Below are 14,922 nucleotides of genomic sequence, written 5' to 3' on the forward strand. Positions count from 1 at the left end.
TGCGTGACGATCCGATTGACTACAGTTCTGTAGACGGTCTACTTCACTGTAGACGAAGGAAACGGGAGGAGCATTCCCATGGGCGACGAGGGCCCGGAACGGCGGCCTGCGGGGGAGCTGGAAGCCGGTGTGCTGGCGGCTCTGTGGGCCGCCGACACGCCGCTCACCCCTGGCCAGGTCCAGGAAGTCCTCGGGGTGCCGCTCGCCCGCACCACCGTCACCACGATCCTCTCGCGGTTGTACGAAAAGGGCAGCGTCACCCGGGTCAGGGCCGGCCGGGGTTACGCGTACACCCCGACCGAGGACGCCCCGGGCCTGACCGCCCGCCGTATGCATACGGAACTGGCCAAGGACGACGACCGCAGCGCGGTCCTCGCCCGCTTCGTCTCCCAGCTCAACGACGAGGACGAGCTGCTGCTGCGGTCCCTGCTGGACGGCGGCGAGGCCGGATGATTTACCTCGTCTGGGTGCCCCTGCTGATGCCGTTCCTCGCGGTGCCCGCCGCGCGCCGGGTCGCGGCGGCCCTGTCGCCGCGCCACGCCGCGTGGCTGCTCACCGCCGCCGCGCTCGCGCTGGCCGCCGGCAGCTCGGCCGCCCTGGCCCTGCTGGTCGTCCCCGGCGCGTCGTATCTGCCCGCCGTCGCCGTCCTCGGTGAACTCCTCGAACCGCTGACGGCGGGGCCGCCCGCCCTGACCATCGCGCTCGCGCTCGCCGCCGGCGGCCTGCTGGCGTGGCGTACCGCGGTGCTCGCCGTCGCCGCCCACCGGCACCGGGCGGATCTGCGCCGGGCCAGGATCGCGGTGGGCGGTACGGACGGGGAGCTGGCGGTCCTGCGGGACAGCAGCCCCGACGCGTACGCGCTGCCCGGCAGGCCCGGGCGGATCGTCGTGACCACCGGCATGCTGCGCGCCCTGGAACCGGCCGAGCGCGAGGCGCTGTTCGCCCATGAACGCGCCCACCTCCGCGGCCGCCACCACGTCCTCCTCGCGGCCGTGGAACTGGCCGCTCTCTGTCACCCCGCCCTGCGCGCCCTGCGGGAGCCGCTCGGCTACGCGCTGGAGCGCACCGCGGACGAGGCCGCGGCGGTGGCCGTCGGTGACCGGCGTCTCGCCGCCCGCGCGATCGGCCGGGCCGCGCTGGCCGCCCGCGCCGCCGGGACGCCAGGCCGGGTCCGTCCGCGCGCCGTCCTCGCCGCGACGGCCGGCCCGGTGCCCCGTCGCGTCGCCGCCCTGCTCGGCGCGGAGGCGAGCGCCCCACCGGCCGCGCCCAGGACCGGCCGCCTCGTCGCGGGCCTGCTGCTGATCTGCCTCACGCTGTCCGGCGCCACCGTGCTGGGGGCGGCGAACGATCTGCACACCCATATCGAAATCGCCCAGGGGGAAAGCGCCGCGAAGTGACCTCCCGGGGTCCGGCCGGGCCGCCGTCTCAACCGGGTAATCGGCCCAGTTGTACGGTCTCCCCGAAGGATTCCTCCCGTGCGATCCGTGGTTCCGCGGTATCGCTGTTCCCGCGCTGTTCCTGCGCCGCGGTCCGGGAAGAAGCGGCGAGAGGGCGCTCCCGGCGGTACGCCTCCGGCATCGCGGCCGGAGTGATGAGAACCGGAAGCGCTCGGTCCATTCTCAGCGCGTCCACCGATTCCGCCAGCAGTTCATATTCCGTGGTGTCGTCGCGCGTGGCGACGCGAATGAGACGCCCCGCGGCCAAATGCTCCGCGACCATGTCCTGATGGGAAGCGTCGTCCCGCCATATCCGGAGCGTCGCCGGCACGTCCGGAACGCTCTCGCCCACCGGAGCGAGCGCCTCGGCGGGGAAATGATCGCTTTCCGGGCTGGGGTCGAGCCGTTCGGCGATCCAGGTGGCCCGGTCCCGCAACCACCACAGTGCAAGTGCCAGAGTGGGGGCGCGGTAGGTGCCTAAAGGGACGCCGATACGCTGTCCACCGCAGACTCCGTACGCGGTGACATGGCACAGGAATTCGTCATGCACGGCCGCTCTCCTTGCGCCGTTCTGTGGAGGCCGGGTGGCCTGGGCCGCAATTCTTGCGCAGTGACGTTGCGCGGTGCCGCGGGGCGATTTCCGGGAGAGCAGTGTGGTCGGCCTTCGATCGCCCCAAATTACCATTATGAATGGCTTGCTGACACGCTGTCACCAGGCGGTTCCAGCCAGAATAGGGACGCGTTCACCGCGCTTTATGGCCGAAATTCGCGACCCGCGATGAAAACGTCTGGCCGGGGACACGCCATGCATAGCCGCATGATTATATAGCCGCTGGGATATGTTCGATCCATGCCCATACCGTTCGACGTCCTCGCAGAGCCGAACCGGCGGAAGATCCTCGATCTCCTCCTTGAGCGCCCGTACCTGGTCGGGGAGCTCACGGACCGCCTCGGGCTCAGCCAGCCGGGCACCTCGAAGCATCTGCGGGTACTGCGCGAGGCCGGACTCGTCCGCGTCCGGCAGGACGCTCAGCGCCGCTGGTACGAGCTGCGGCCCGAGCCCCTCGCGGAACTCGACGCCTGGCTCGCCCCCTACCGGCATCTGTGGTCCGGCGCTCTCGACGCGCTCGAACGGCATCTCGACGCGATGGAGGACGACTCCTCATGAACATGAACACCCACGCCGACACCCTGACCACCGCCGACGGCCGGACCTCACTCCGGATGGAGCGCAGGCTCCCGCACCCTCCCGAGCGGGTCTGGGCCGCGCTCACCGACCCCGCGAGTCTGCGGCAGTGGTTTCCCTCCGAGGTGACCGTGGAACTCGTGCCGGGCGGCGCGATCGGCTTCCGCTTCCCCGGCGAGAGCGGACCGGGCATGACCGGCACCGTCACGGACCTGGACGCACCCCGCCTCTTCGCCTTCACCTGGGGCGACGACCATCTGAGCTGGGCGATCACCCCCGACGGCAAGGGCTCGCTGCTGACCCTCGTACACACCTTCGGCGACCTCCCCGGCGCCGCGAGCTTCGCCTCCGGCTGGCAGCTGTGCATCGCCGCGCTGGCTCAGCTGCTCGACGGCGGGCCGGTGCGGACGGACCGTGACGCGGGGGAGCTGCACGAGGCGTACGTCCAGCGGTTCGGCCTCGGCCGGGGCGTCGTCGAAACATTCGAGGGAGGCAAGCGGCTCCGCCTCGAACGCCAGCTGGTGCGGCCGGCCGAGACGGTCTGGGAGGTGCTGTCGGCCGGCATCGAGCCGGTGGCGGGGCTGCCCGTCCCCGAGGGGTTCACCGCCGAGAAGGTGCCGGAGGGACACGTCACGGAGGTCCGGGCGCCGAAATCGCTCACCTACACCTGGGAGCCCCAGGGCGCGGTCAGCTGGGATTTGGGGGAGGGTACGGGCCACGGTGCCCGGCTCGTCCTCACCCAGAGCGGGCCGCCCGGATTCGACGCGGACGCGGCTCTGGCCGCCTGGCGCACCCGTATCGAACAGCTCGCCGCGGAGCTCCTCGACGTCCGGTGAGCCGCGGCGCCGCCCAGTCATGGGGCGCGTGATGCGGGGTACACGGAGGCGGGAAGTCCCCCCAGTGGCTTCCCTGTCCGTGACACCCGAGTGAATGGAAGGTGGGAACCCTCGTTAGGGTGCCTTGAATGTTTGCTCTGCGCTTTCCCCCCACAATTTTGCTAAGAGGCGTGCGCACTGCCCCGGGTTCCCCCTGGGAGGCGATGTGACACAGGTCACCGAGCAGTCGCTAAGGCCCACGTCAGGTACGAAGACGGCCGAAGCGAAGCCGGCCGCCCCACCGGCCAAGAAGCGGGACGCGTTCTTCGACAACGCGAAGTACCTGGCGATCGTGCTCGTCGCCATGGGCCATGCCTGGGAGCCGCTGCGGGACAGCAGCCGGGCGGTCTCGGCGCTCTACATCTTCATCTACACGTTCCACATGCCGGCGTTCATCATCATCTCCGGCTACTTCTCGCGCAGCTTCGACTTCCGGCCCGACCGGGTGCGCCGTCTGATCACCGGTGTCGCCGTGCCGTACATCGTGTTCGAGGTCGCCTACAGCCTCTTCCACCGGTGGGCCGCGGACGACCCGTCCATGCCGATCAGCCTGCTCGACCCGTGGTATCTGACCTGGTTCCTGCTCGCCCTCTTCGTCTGGCGGATCACCGCGCCGATCTGGCGGCTCGTCCGCTGGCCCGTCCCGCTCGCTCTGGCCATCGCGGCGCTCGGCGCCGTCTCGCCGGACATCGGCGACGACCTCGATCTCCAGCGGGTCCTGCAGTTCCTGCCGTTCTTCGTGCTCGGCCTGCGGCTGAAGCCCGAGCACTTCGCGCTCGTGCGCCGCAAGGAAGTACGCATCCTGGCCGTGCCGGTCTTCGCGGCCACCGCCGTTTTCGCGTACTGGGCCGTCACCCGGATGAACATGGCGTGGTTCTTCCACCGCGACAGCGCGCAGGAACTGGGTGCGCCCTGGTGGAGCGGCATCCTGATGACGCTCGCGCTGTTCGGCTGCTCCCTCGTCCTGACCGCCTGCTTCTTCGCCTGGGTTCCCGGCCGCAGCCTGTGGTTCACGGCCCTGGGAGCAGGCACGCTCTGCGGCTATCTGCTGCACGGATTCCTCGCCCAGAGCGCCGACACCTGGGGCTGGTACGGCGCCGACTGGCTGCACCAGCCGTCGGGCGCGGTCTTCGTCACGCTCCTCGCCGGCGTGGTCGTCACCCTGCTGTGTACGTCGCCGGTCCAGCGGCTCTTCCGTTTCGCCCTGGAGCCCGACATGACCTGGGCGTTCAAGAAGGACCCCGCCGAGCGGCGCGGAAGAAGCTGAGCGGAAGAGCTTCGCGGGGAGGCCCGGATGTGATGCGGGGCGGTGGCCGTCGGCCACCGCCCCGCACGCGTGTCCGGCCGCTCAGAGGTCGAACTCGTGCGGCGGCAGGTCGAGCGCGAAGCACGCCTCACGGACCACAGCCTGCTCCGACTTGTCGAAGTCGCCGTCGGCGCCGCCGATGACGATGCCGATCTGGATGACCGCCCGCGCCTCCGCGGGCTTCTTCTTGGCCTTGGCGATCTCCTGGAGGATGCCGACCTTCCCGAACGCGAAGTCGGCGGCGAGCTTGTTCAGCGCGTCGTCGAAGCGGCGCTGAAGGTCCGCCGCCGGGAAGTTCTGCAGCACCTCATTGGAGGCGATCAGCGAGGCGACCCGCTGACGCTCCGCGGGGTCGACCGAGCCGTCCGCCGCGGCGACCAGGGCGCACATCGCCATACTCGCGTCCCGGAACGCACCGCTCTTCAGGTCGTTCTTCTTCGCCGTGAGTTGCGTCTGCATCGTCGCGGCGGATTCCTTGAACCGGTCCCACAGGGCCATCGCGTTCATCTCTCCTCAGGTGTTTCACAGAGCCAACCGGACAACGTCCGGGACCGCCGCGGCGTGCCCGCGCCGGATCACGCCACGCCTTCGGACGCGTCCGCGTCCGTCCTGTCCGCCGCCGCGGGGCCGCGCTGGGCCGGTACCTCGGGACCTCCGGTCCGGTACTGCTCGGACTGCAAAGAGAACAACTCCCGGAAGAGTCCGGGCCCTTCGTGATCGTCGGCCATCAGCGAGGTGAAGTCGCCCGCCTCCACGAGCCGCCCCCGGTCCAGGACATAGATCACATCGGCCGACCGGACGCTGTGCAGCCGGTGCGTGACGAGGATGACCGTCTGTCCGTCGCCCGCGAGAGCGCGGATCTGCTGGAACGCGGCGATCTCGGCCGCCGGATCCATACTGCTGGTCGGCTCGTCGCAGATCAGGACCGCGGCCTGCCGGTAGTACGCGCGGGCCAGGGCCAGCCGCTGCCACTGGCCGCCCGACAGGTCCACGCCACCCTCGTACCCCTTCTCGCACAGGGTGTCCCAGCCGCGCGGGAGTTCACCGACCACCGTGTGTGCGTCGGCCAGGGACGCCGCCGCTTCCAGCCGTTCGAGGTCATGGATCTCGGACGGGCGGCTGATGGCGACATTGGCCCGCGCCGTGAACGGCCACCGCTGATAGTCCTGGAGCACCAGGGCCACCTGGTCGAAGAGCTGGTCCCGGTCCAGCTCCCGTACATCGGTGCCGTCCCAGCGGATCTGGCCCCCGGACGGCAGATACAGGCCGGCGAGCAGCTTGCTGAGCGTCGTCTTGCCACTGCCGTTGACCCCGACGAGAGCCACGGTCTGGCCCCGGCGAATGGTCAGGGAGACCGCGTCCAGGGCCGGAGTCTCCCGCCCCGGATAGGTGAAACCGACCCCGTCGAACTCGATCAGCGCGGGCGGGCCCGGCACCGGCGTACCGCCCGTGGGGATGGCGCGGAGCCGGGACTCCTCGCCGGCCCTGATCAGGTCGGTCATGAACAGCGACTGTTCGTACAGCTGGTGCATATGGGTGACCATGCGGCGCAGTCCCGCGGTGCCGTTGGTCAGCGCGAGCGCGGCCGTGGCACCGGAGGCGAGCGGCAGATGGCCATGTGTCAGCAGCCAGGCCAGCAGCCCGTAGGTCACCGCCGCGGTCAGCCCGGACAGCGCCGAGGTCGCCAGGTCCGTCCCGGCCTCCCGGTGCGCGAGCCGCGTCTGCTCCTCGGCCGCCTCGACGCCCATCCGGTCGAACTGCTCCAGCAGAAACGGGCCCGCGCCGTGCACCCGCAGCTCAGGTCCGGCCTTCTGGGAGATCAACAGCCGTCGCAGCTCGCTCTGCTGGCGTACGTGTTCGATCCACACCTGGATTGATTCGTAGGTACGGCGGGCGGCTCTGACGGTGCCCCACGCCTTGGGCACCACGACCGCGATCAGCAGGGGCAGCAGCACCGGATGCAGAAGGGCGAGCACCCCGCTGACCGCGATGAGCGCCATCAGGGAGTCGACGATGCCCAGGGCGTGCTGGATCAGCCGGCGAGCGGCGGTCTGGCCGTGCTGCCCCGAGTCGAGGATCTTGTGGAAGTCCGGCTGCTCCAGATGTTCCATCTCCACCCGGATCACCGGGGTGAGCATGGTCAGCGCGGCGATCCGCTCGACCTTCGGCTCCAGCCGGCCGGTGGCACCGAAGGAGACGGCGCGCAGCGTGGCCGCCAGGGCGCCGGCGCCGCCGACCCAGAGCAGGGAGGGCAGCGCCTCGGAGATGCGGTCGGCGGTGGGCCCCGCGGTGAAGAGACTGACCAGGACCCGGTTGGTGGCCAGCAGCCCGAAGACGGTCGCCGCGGCCTGGCCGAGCTGTGCCAGGGCGACGACGGTCAGCGCGAGGCGATCGGCGCGCCAGGCCAGCGAGACCGTATGGCCGATGAGGCTGGGGATCTGGCGCAGGATCGCCCAGAACGACGCCTTGAGGCGCGCGCCCTCATGGACGGTCCAGCCCCAGGAGCCCTTCAGCCGGCCGCCGAAGAGCAGTTGCTCGGGCGGCGAGTTCTGGACGTACGGCTTCCGGCCGAAACGGAACAGCTTCATGCCGCGACCCCGCCTTCGGCGTCAACCCGGCGTACGTTCACCGTGAGCGCCGTGCGGTCGCACTCGAACGCGCGATGTCCGCCGATGCCGCCAAGGGGAGTGGGAACGGGATACATGAATCCTCCTGAGCTGACGACGACGTGTAGGGACGCCCGGACAACGGACCTGATCAAGGGCGTGTAACGGGCTGCGCCGGGCGAATCGTCGGACAGAGTTTCGAGAAGGTGCGGCAGCCCGTGCGGGCCGGGCGCAGTCGTTCGTCATGCTGCGTTCGAACCACCCGGGAGGGGGCGTTCACTCGATCGGGGGGTTGTGTTGCGGTCGTGAAGTGACGTGCCCCGGCCCCGTCCCGGCGTACGGGGGCGACGGCCCCGGTACCGGAAGGAGCGGGCACCCCTGATCGGCCGGGTGGCGTCCCGGGCGGGCTTCGCCGCCTTGCGAAGGCACATGATCGAGAGGGTCCGGCCGCCCGGGAGCCCGGCCGGGTGCCGCCGCCCGGCCGCTGCCGTAAGGCTGATGCTTGAATATTCAATGACGGGGCGTAGGCTCCTGCTGGGTGCGGCGGCAGCGCATCACGGGCTCTCGGCCGCAGCCCCGTACCCGTACAAAGGGAGAAGAGCGCCGCCATGCCCCACGCAGAACAGACCCCTCCGGTCGTCCACTGGTCGCGCGGGGAGGCCGGCCGCGACGGCACTCCGCTGCTCGTGGCGCTGCACGGCCGGGGCGCGGACGAGCGGTCCTTCTCCGAGATCACCCCGTATCTGCCCGAGGAGACCACCATCGCCTTCGTCCGCGCTCCGATCGCGGAGGGCGGCGGCTACGCGTGGTTCGAGAACCGGGGGATCGGACGGCCCGTCGCCGCCTCCCTCGCGGCCAGTTCGGGACAGCTCTTCGGCTGGCTCGACGCGGTGGCCGCCCGCCACAGCTCCGTCAGCCTGCTCGGCTTCTCCGGCGGGATGGCGATGGCGGGCGGTCTGCTGCTCGCGCAGCCGGAACGCTTCGCCTCGGCGGTCCTGCTCTCCGGCACCCTGCCCTGGGACGCCGGCCTGCCCGAGGAGCCGGGCCGGCTGACCGGCGTCCGGGTCCTCTGGGGGCGCGACGCCGCGGACACGGTCATCCCGGCGGACCTGGTGACACGTACCGGCGCGTGGCTGCGCGAACAGTCGGGCGCGGAGCTGGCCGAACGCACCTATCCCGCGCTGGGTCACGCGATCGGCGCCGGGGAACTCGACGACATCCGGGTCTTTCTCACCGGGGCGGGTGGCTGACACCGATGCCCGGAGGGGCGCGCGGGCTCAAGGCACCCTGCCTTCATACGATCTCGATGTCACCGATCACCAGCTGGGAGAGCACCCCATGGCCACCGAGCCCACCCTGCAGAACGTCTCGTTCCCGAGCGCCGGGACCACCGCCTACGGCTATCTCGCCGTACCGCCCGCCGGACACGGCCCCGGCATCATCGTCATCCAGGAATGGTGGGGCCTGACCGCCCACATCAAGGACATCACCGACCGCTTCGCGCGGGCCGGCTTTGTCGCGCTCGCGCCGGACCTCTACGGCGGTCAGGTCGCCCATGACTCCGACGAGGCGCTGCGCATGATGGCCGAACTGCCCACCGAGCGGGGCGTCGACCTGCTCTCGGGCGCGGTCGGCTACCTCCTCGCGCGACCCGAGACGGACGGCGACACGGTCGGCGCCGTCGGCTTCTGCATGGGCGGTGGATTTGTCCTCGGCCTCGCGGCCAAGGACCAGCGGGTCTCCGCGGCCGTCCCGTTCTACGGCGTCCTCCGGGACGGAGTGCCCGACTTCTCACGGCTCAAGGCGGAGATCCTCGGCCACTACGGCGAGCAGGACCACAGCCTGCCGCCGGAGTTCCTCGAAGAACTCAGGTCCACGATCGAGTCCCAGTCCGGCATCGTCCCGACGTTCCATCTCTACCCGGGGGCGGGCCACGCCTTCTTCAACGACGGCCGCCCCGAGACGTACCACGCGCGATCCGCCGCGCAGGCGTGGGAGCGCACGCTCGACTTCCTGCGCACCCAGCTCGCCCCCGCCGACCCGGCATAGGCCCGGTCAGCGGCGACGGCCCCGCGCCGCCCAGCCGGCCCCGATGCCCGCCACATGGAGCGCCAGCAGGGCCAGTCCGAGAAGCATCAGGCTGGTCGGGGCGAAAAGGGCGTCGACCGATGTCTCGGTGGCGTTGATGATGAACGCGATGGCGAAGAGTACTGCTGCGGCGAAGCCCAACATCTGTCCACTCCCGGTGCTCGATGGCCGGCCACCGCTGACCGCGGTGGCCGTGCCGTAGCGGCCGGGTGCCCCCTCCTGCCCCGATCAGTCGTGCGCGACGTCACCGGTTCGAGGGAGGTCAGGCGAGCGCCGCGCCCTGCCACAGCAGCAGTGCGACATCGGCGCCCGCGACGAGGATCGCCGCCAGGAACGGCACCCTCGGGCGGTGACGGCCCATCAGTGATCCGCCGACCGCCGCGACCAGTGCCACGGCGACGACGACCGCGCCGGCCGTGCTCGGCCGGCCGAGCACGAGCAGGACCGTCGCCCCCACCAGCGGGGCGGGCAGCAGCAGCCGCACCGCGGCCGGTCCCAGCCGCTGCGGGCCGCCCCGTACCCCCGCGGCCAGATCGGACGCGATGTCCGGCAGCACATTGCCCAGATGCGCGCCGACCCCCACCAGCGCCGCGGCGGTGACGATCCACCAGGCGGGCCGGGGCTGCCCCGGCAGGCCGAGCGTGACGAAGGCGGGCAGGGACGCGAACCCGATCGCGTACGGCAGCCAGGACAGCACCGTCGCCTTGAGCCAGAAGTTGTACGTCCACGCCGCGGCCACGCCCACCAGATGGACCGCGCCGGCGAGCATCCCGTACGCGAGGGACAGCGGTACACACAGGGCCAGCGCGACCACGGCGGCCATCCCCACCGCCCTGGCGTCCACGGCCCCGCCCACCACGGGCTTGGCGTCGCGTCCGGCCGCGGCGTCGCGCGCCGCGTCGAGGGCGTCGTTGCTCCAGCCGACCGACAACTGCCCCGTCAGTACGGCGGCGGTCGCCAGCACACAGCCGGAGCCGTCCTGCCCGGCGGCCACCGCGAGACCGGCGACCAGCAGCGTCACCGCGACCGTCGGGACCGGGTGACACGCCCCGAACAGGGCGGCGACCCGGCGCAGCCGTCCTCCGGGCGCCCGGCCCGTGGTCCCTGCCCGTTCGATCGCGTCCACGCGGCCATCGTAGGCGTCGGCCCGGCACCGGCCCGGTGTGTCGCGGCCGCGCCCGTCCGGGTGACGAACAGGGCGGCGCGGCGGCGCGCTACAGCAGCCGGTGCGGGGCCGTACAGGCGACTTCGTGTGTGGCCGGGTGGTGCGGGGGCAGGAATTGCACGTCAATCGCCCCCGACCTCGGACCGCAGATGACACGTATCGCAGCCGTCCACGGAGCCCTGGCTCCGTATCAGCACCCCCAACAGGACATCACGGACATGGTCGCCAGGACGTGTCTGCCCGAGGGGGCCGACCGACGGGTCCTCGACCGGCTGCACCGCGGCGCGCGGGTGACCACGCGTCACACGGCCCTGCCGCTCGACCAGTACGGCGAGCTCAAGGACTTCGGCGCGGTCAACGACGCCTTCATCGCCGCGGCCGTACCGCTCGGCGCCGAGACCGTCGGTGCAGCGCTGGACATGGCGGGCCTCTCCCCGCGCGATGTCGATCTGCTGATGTTCACCTCGGTGACCGGCATCGCCGCACCGTCCGTGGACGCGCGCCTGGTGGGGCGGCTCGGCCTGCGACCCGACGTGAAGAGACTGCCGATCTTCGGTCTGGGCTGTGTCGCGGGAGCGGCGGGAATCGCCCGGATACACGACTATCTGCTGGGACGGCCCGACGACGTGGCCGTCCTTCTCTCGGTCGAGCTGTGTTCGCTCACCTTCCAGCGCGACGACGTCTCCGCGGCCAATCTCGTCGCCACCGCGCTCTTCGGCGACGGCGCGGGGGCCGTGGTCGCCTGCGGCGCCCGGCGCGGGGCGGACGGACCCGTCGTCATCGACACCCGCAGCCATCTCTACCCGGACACCGAGCAGGTGATGGGGTGGGACATCACCGGATCCGGCTTCCGGATCGTCCTGGACGCGAGCGTTCCGGACGTCGTACGCAAGAACCTCGGCGCGGACGTCGACGGATTTCTCGCCGATCACGGCCTCACCCGCGAGGACATCACCGCGTGGGTGTGCCATCCCGGCGGGCCGAAGGTCCTCGAAGCCGTCGAGGAGGTCCTCGAACTGCCCGACGGAGCCCTCGATGTCACCTGGCGGTCGCTGGCCGCCGTGGGGAACCTGTCGTCCTCCTCCGTCCTGCACGTCCTGCGTGACACCCTGGCCGAGCGCCGGCCACCGGCCGGTACCGCGGGACTGCTGCTCGCCATGGGGCCCGGCTTCTGCTCCGAGCTCGTGCTGGTCCGCTGGTAGGGAGGGACGGGGAGACATGATCTGGTACACCGTGCTGGTGCTGGCCGTCGGTGCGGAGCGCGTCGCCGAACTGGTCGTCGCCCGCCGCAATATGCGCTGGAGCCTGGAGCGCGGCGCCGTCGAGCGCGGGCAGGGGCACTATCCGGCGATGGTCGTCCTGCACACCGGGCTCCTCCTGGGCTGCCTCGCGGAGGTCTGGGCGGCCGGCCGGCCCTTCGACCCGGCGCTGGGCTGGACGATGTCCGGCCTCGTCGTCGCCGCGCAGGCGCTGCGCTGGTGGTGCATCCGCACGCTGGGCCCGCGCTGGAACACCCGGGTGCTGGTCGTGCCCGGACTTCCGCTGGTGACGGGCGGTCCCTACCGACTGCTGCGGCACCCCAACTACGTGGCGGTGGTGGCCGAGGGCCTCGCGCTGCCTCTCGTACACGGCGCCTGGCTGACCGCGCTCGTGTTCACCGTGCTCAACGCGGCGCTGCTGACCGTCCGGATACGGTGCGAGAACCGCGTGCTCGCCCCGGGGTTCGCCCTGGGCGGCGACGAGACGGACACCGTGGGCGCCCGCCCGTGATCGACCTGCTGGTCGTGGGCGGCGGGCCCGCCGGTCTCGCCACCGCGGTCCACGCGACGCTGGCCGGCCTCGAAGCAGTGGTGATCGAACCGCGTACCACCCCGGTGGACAAGGCCTGCGGCGAGGGGGTGATGCCCAGTGGCGTGCGCGCGCTGTCCGCCCTCGGCCTCGACCTCCCGCGCGGCCACGCGCTGCGCGGCATCCGCTATGTGCGCGGACCGCACCGCGCCGAGGCCCCGTTCGACGACGGCCCCGGGCTCGGGGTACGGCGTACGGAACTGCACGCGGCCCTGGCACGGCGCGCCGACGAGACCGGCGTCAAGATCGTGACCGGCCGGGTCGCCGAGGTCGAGCAGAGCGCGGACTCGGTGACCGCGGGAGGGCTGCGGGCGCGCTGGCTGGTGGCCGCGGACGGGCTGCACTCGCCCGTACGGCACCGGCTCGGCCTGGATCTGCCCGACCGCCGGCCCCGGCGCTACGGCCAGCGGCGGCACTACCGCATGAAGCCGTGGACGGACTTCGTGGAGGTGCACTGGTCGTCGGCCGGCGAGGCGTATGTGACGCCCGTGGCCGACGACCTGGTGGGGGTGGCGGTGCTGAGCACCGCGAAGCGCGGTTACGACGACCATCTGGCCGGCTTCCCGGAGCTGCTCTCCCAGTTGGCAGGACCGCCCGCGAACGCCGTGCGGGGCGCAGGGCCCCTGCGGCAGCGGGTGCGGCGCCGCAGCGCGGGGCGGGTGCTGCTCGTGGGCGACGCGGCGGGCTATGTCGACGCGCTCACCGGCGAGGGCATCGCACTGGCGCTGGCGTCGGCGGAGGCGGCCGTACGGTGCCTGCGCGCGGGACGTCCGCAGGATTACGAGGGCCTGTGGCGCGCGCTGTCCCGGCGCCACCGGCTCCTGACGGAAGGGCTGCTGCGGGTCAGCGGCCATGCGGCGGGAGCCCGCCTGATCGTCCCGGCGGCGGCCCGGCTGCCGTCGGTCTTCGCGGCGGCGGTACGCGCCCTGCAGTGACGGGCCGTACCGGTCCAGGTGGCCACCGGACTGCCGCGCCCGGCCTCTCCCCGGCCGATCAGGGGGACAGGCCGGCCGCCGAGTCCGTCGCCGGCGGGGTCATCGCCCGCGCCGTCCGCGGCAGGACCCGCGCGATGTAGTCCTTGATGGTCGCCTCCAGGCCGACATCACGCCCCGCGCTCTCCGAGAGATACCAACGGTGCTCCAGCACCTCGTGGTAGATCTCCGCCGCGTCCATCTCGCCGCGCAGCTCCAGCGGTACGGCCCGCACGGTCGGCCGGAACACATCGCGGACCCAGCGGTGCGCCAGCACCTCGGGCCTGGCCCCCAGCGGATCGCCGGGAGCGTAGTCCTCCTCGCCGGCCATCCAGCTCTCCAGGTCGTTGAGCAGGCGCCGCGCCTGGTTCTCCTCGGCGTCCAGACCGGTCAGCCGCAGCAGCTGGCGCTGGTGGTGGCCCGCGTCCACCACCTTCGGCAGGAAGGTCACCGTGTCACCCACCGGAGAGCGCTCGATCTGCATCTCCGCCACATCGAAGCCCAGATCGTTCAGGCGGCGGATCCGCCGGTCGATGTAGTGCCGTTTGCCCACCGGGTACACCGACTCGCGCGTCAGCTCGTGCCAGAGGTCCTCGTACCGCTGGACGATCGCCGCGCCGAACGGCACCGGGTCGACGGACGGATGCAGCGCGCCCGACGCCTCCAGGTCCATCAGCTCCCCGGCGATGTTCACCCGGGCCAGCTCGATGTCGTAGTCGCGCTGGCCGCGGCTCAGGTTCTGCTGGATCTGTCCCGTCTCGGCGTCCACCAGGTAGGCGGCGTACGCCCCGGCGTCCCGCCGGAAGAGAGCGTTGGACAGCGAGCAGTCGCCCCACGCGAAACCGGCGAGGTGGAGCCGCACCAGCAGCACGGCCAGCGCGTCCATGAGCCGCTTGACGGTGCTGGGGCGCATCGTCGACTCGAACATCGAGCGGTACGGCAAGGACCCCTTGAGGTGACGCGTGATCAGCGCCGACTCCAGTGGCGCGCCGTCCGCGTCCACGCGCCCGGTCACCACCGCCACCGGATCCACGGCGGGAATGCCGAGACGGTGCAGATCGCGCAGCAGGCCGAACTCGCGCACCGCGGCCCGCTCGGCTATCTCCTTGACCGCCACCACCTCGGACCCGGTGGACGCGAAGCGCACCACATGGCGGGAGATACCGCGCGGGAGCGCGACGAGACACTCCTCGGGCCACTGGTCGAGCGGGGCGTTCCAGGGCAGATCCAGCAGCACGGCCGGCTGCTCCGGATTGGTCGCGCTGATCTGCAGCGCCATCGTGCCTCCCACGGCGGTCGTCGGGCGGGGACCGGACCCGGAACCGCCCAGAACAGTGTGCAGGGTGACGGGAGTGCCACCGGGGGCCGGGGGAGGTACGCGGTGAGCACGTTCGGCCCCCCTCCGTGCGCCGCAGGGGTGCACAAGCGTTTACCCTGGGGT

General features: G+C 71.8%; 15 protein-coding genes and 1 pseudogene. 10 read left to right on the top strand and 6 right to left on the bottom strand.

The features are described from left to right. Positions 1 to 78 precede the first annotated feature (78 nt). A complete protein-coding gene (locus tag ACFVWW_RS26825; RefSeq protein WP_384186691.1) occupies positions 79 to 453 on the top strand; it encodes a BlaI/MecI/CopY family transcriptional regulator in 375 nt (124 codons plus the stop codon). After that, complete coding sequence (locus ACFVWW_RS26830) at positions 450 to 1,397, top strand: M48 family metalloprotease (protein ID WP_384330692.1); 948 nt, start codon at positions 450 to 452, stop codon at positions 1,395 to 1,397. Before ACFVWW_RS26825 ends, ACFVWW_RS26830 begins: the two co-directional genes overlap by 4 nt. A gap of 181 nt (positions 1,398 to 1,578) precedes the next feature. On the opposite strand, the pseudogene ACFVWW_RS26835 reads toward ACFVWW_RS26830, so the two are convergent. Then, a pseudogene (locus ACFVWW_RS26835) lies at positions 1,579 to 1,986 on the bottom strand (hypothetical protein); the annotation flags it as partial. A 300-nt stretch (positions 1,987 to 2,286) separates the two neighbouring features. Between ACFVWW_RS26835 and ACFVWW_RS26840 the strand changes: the two are divergent. The 3 genes from ACFVWW_RS26840 (at position 2,287) to ACFVWW_RS26850 (ending at position 4,764) form a co-directional block, all read left to right on the top strand. Beyond that, positions 2,287 to 2,604, top strand: coding sequence for an ArsR/SmtB family transcription factor (locus ACFVWW_RS26840; RefSeq protein WP_384192951.1), 318 nt, complete (start codon positions 2,287 to 2,289; stop codon positions 2,602 to 2,604). Beyond that, the gene (locus tag ACFVWW_RS26845; protein WP_386878077.1) at positions 2,601 to 3,458 is read left to right on the top strand and encodes an SRPBCC family protein; all 858 of its coding nucleotides are present in this window, start codon (positions 2,601 to 2,603) and stop codon (positions 3,456 to 3,458) included. The genes ACFVWW_RS26840 and ACFVWW_RS26845 overlap by 4 nt, the downstream gene beginning before the upstream one ends. Positions 3,459 to 3,663: 205 nt before the next feature. Then, positions 3,664 to 4,764, top strand: coding sequence for an acyltransferase family protein (locus ACFVWW_RS26850; protein WP_386878078.1), 1,101 nt, complete (start codon positions 3,664 to 3,666; stop codon positions 4,762 to 4,764). Positions 4,765 to 4,845: 81 nt separating this feature from the next. On the opposite strand, the gene ACFVWW_RS26855 is transcribed toward ACFVWW_RS26850, so the two are convergent. Together ACFVWW_RS26855 and ACFVWW_RS26860 are read right to left on the bottom strand one after the other, a co-directional pair. Then, a complete protein-coding gene (locus ACFVWW_RS26855; protein WP_384192953.1) occupies positions 4,846 to 5,301 on the bottom strand; it encodes a tellurite resistance TerB family protein in 456 nt (151 codons plus the stop codon). Between the two features lie 77 nt (positions 5,302 to 5,378). Beyond that, positions 5,379 to 7,391: an ABC transporter ATP-binding protein gene (locus ACFVWW_RS26860; RefSeq protein WP_384330702.1), complete on the bottom strand. Its 2,013-nt coding sequence runs from the start codon at positions 7,389 to 7,391 to the stop codon at positions 5,379 to 5,381. Positions 7,392 to 8,017: 626 nt separating this feature from the next. Here ACFVWW_RS26860 and ACFVWW_RS26865 point away from each other — a divergent pair. Beyond that, entirely contained in the window at positions 8,018 to 8,659 is a 642-nt protein-coding gene (locus ACFVWW_RS26865) for an alpha/beta hydrolase (protein WP_384330705.1), read from the top strand. Between the two features lie 88 nt (positions 8,660 to 8,747). Further along, on the top strand, positions 8,748 to 9,458 hold the full coding sequence (locus ACFVWW_RS26870; RefSeq protein WP_384330708.1) for a dienelactone hydrolase family protein: 711 nt from the start codon (positions 8,748 to 8,750) through the stop codon (positions 9,456 to 9,458). Positions 9,459 to 9,464: 6 nt separating this feature from the next. Here the strand turns inward: ACFVWW_RS26870 and ACFVWW_RS26875 are convergent, their stop codons facing one another. Continuing rightward, on the bottom strand, positions 9,465 to 9,641 hold the full coding sequence (locus ACFVWW_RS26875; protein ID WP_384192922.1) for a hypothetical protein: 177 nt from the start codon (positions 9,639 to 9,641) through the stop codon (positions 9,465 to 9,467). A gap of 118 nt (positions 9,642 to 9,759) precedes the next feature. After that, entirely contained in the window at positions 9,760 to 10,623 is an 864-nt protein-coding gene (locus ACFVWW_RS26880; protein ID WP_386878079.1) for a UbiA family prenyltransferase, read from the bottom strand. A gap of 188 nt (positions 10,624 to 10,811) precedes the next feature. Between ACFVWW_RS26880 and ACFVWW_RS26885 the strand changes: the two genes are divergently transcribed. The 3 genes from ACFVWW_RS26885 to ACFVWW_RS26895 are packed head-to-tail and all read left to right on the top strand — an operon-like array spanning position 10,812 to position 13,445. Beyond that, complete coding sequence (locus ACFVWW_RS26885; RefSeq protein ID WP_384192918.1) at positions 10,812 to 11,864, top strand: type III polyketide synthase; 1,053 nt, start codon at positions 10,812 to 10,814, stop codon at positions 11,862 to 11,864. Positions 11,865 to 11,880: 16 nt separating this feature from the next. Beyond that, a complete protein-coding gene (locus ACFVWW_RS26890) occupies positions 11,881 to 12,432 on the top strand; it encodes an isoprenylcysteine carboxyl methyltransferase family protein (protein ID WP_384330714.1) in 552 nt (183 codons plus the stop codon). Continuing rightward, complete coding sequence (locus ACFVWW_RS26895; RefSeq protein WP_386878080.1) at positions 12,429 to 13,445, top strand: NAD(P)/FAD-dependent oxidoreductase; 1,017 nt, start codon at positions 12,429 to 12,431, stop codon at positions 13,443 to 13,445. Before ACFVWW_RS26890 ends, ACFVWW_RS26895 begins: the two co-directional genes overlap by 4 nt. A gap of 58 nt (positions 13,446 to 13,503) precedes the next feature. On the opposite strand, the gene ACFVWW_RS26900 is transcribed toward ACFVWW_RS26895, so the two are convergent. After that, positions 13,504 to 14,760, bottom strand: a complete 1,257-nt coding sequence (locus ACFVWW_RS26900) for a DUF4032 domain-containing protein (protein ID WP_384192912.1) — start codon at positions 14,758 to 14,760, stop codon at positions 13,504 to 13,506. Positions 14,761 to 14,922 lie beyond the last annotated feature (162 nt).

Origin of the sequence: Streptomyces sp. NPDC058198, assembly GCF_042882605.1 — a bacterium.
Taxonomy (GTDB): domain Bacteria; phylum Actinomycetota; class Actinomycetes; order Streptomycetales; family Streptomycetaceae; genus Streptomyces.

Coding starts and splice junctions, on each gene's coding strand:
- ACFVWW_RS26825 (WP_384186691.1), top strand. CDS start 79: ATGGGCGACGAGGGCCCGGAACGGCGGCCTGCGGGGGAGCTGGAAGCC.
- ACFVWW_RS26830 (WP_384330692.1), top strand. CDS start 450: ATGATTTACCTCGTCTGGGTGCCCCTGCTGATGCCGTTCCTCGCGGTG.
- ACFVWW_RS26840 (WP_384192951.1), top strand. CDS start 2,287: ATGCCCATACCGTTCGACGTCCTCGCAGAGCCGAACCGGCGGAAGATC.
- ACFVWW_RS26845 (WP_386878077.1), top strand. CDS start 2,601: ATGAACATGAACACCCACGCCGACACCCTGACCACCGCCGACGGCCGG.
- ACFVWW_RS26855 (WP_384192953.1), bottom strand. CDS start 5,301: ATGGCCCTGTGGGACCGGTTCAAGGAATCCGCCGCGACGATGCAGACG.
- ACFVWW_RS26860 (WP_384330702.1), bottom strand. CDS start 7,391: ATGAAGCTGTTCCGTTTCGGCCGGAAGCCGTACGTCCAGAACTCGCCG.
- ACFVWW_RS26865 (WP_384330705.1), top strand. CDS start 8,018: ATGCCCCACGCAGAACAGACCCCTCCGGTCGTCCACTGGTCGCGCGGG.
- ACFVWW_RS26870 (WP_384330708.1), top strand. CDS start 8,748: ATGGCCACCGAGCCCACCCTGCAGAACGTCTCGTTCCCGAGCGCCGGG.
- ACFVWW_RS26875 (WP_384192922.1), bottom strand. CDS start 9,641: ATGTTGGGCTTCGCCGCAGCAGTACTCTTCGCCATCGCGTTCATCATC.
- ACFVWW_RS26885 (WP_384192918.1), top strand. CDS start 10,812: ATGACACGTATCGCAGCCGTCCACGGAGCCCTGGCTCCGTATCAGCAC.
- ACFVWW_RS26890 (WP_384330714.1), top strand. CDS start 11,881: ATGATCTGGTACACCGTGCTGGTGCTGGCCGTCGGTGCGGAGCGCGTC.
- ACFVWW_RS26900 (WP_384192912.1), bottom strand. CDS start 14,760: ATGGCGCTGCAGATCAGCGCGACCAATCCGGAGCAGCCGGCCGTGCTG.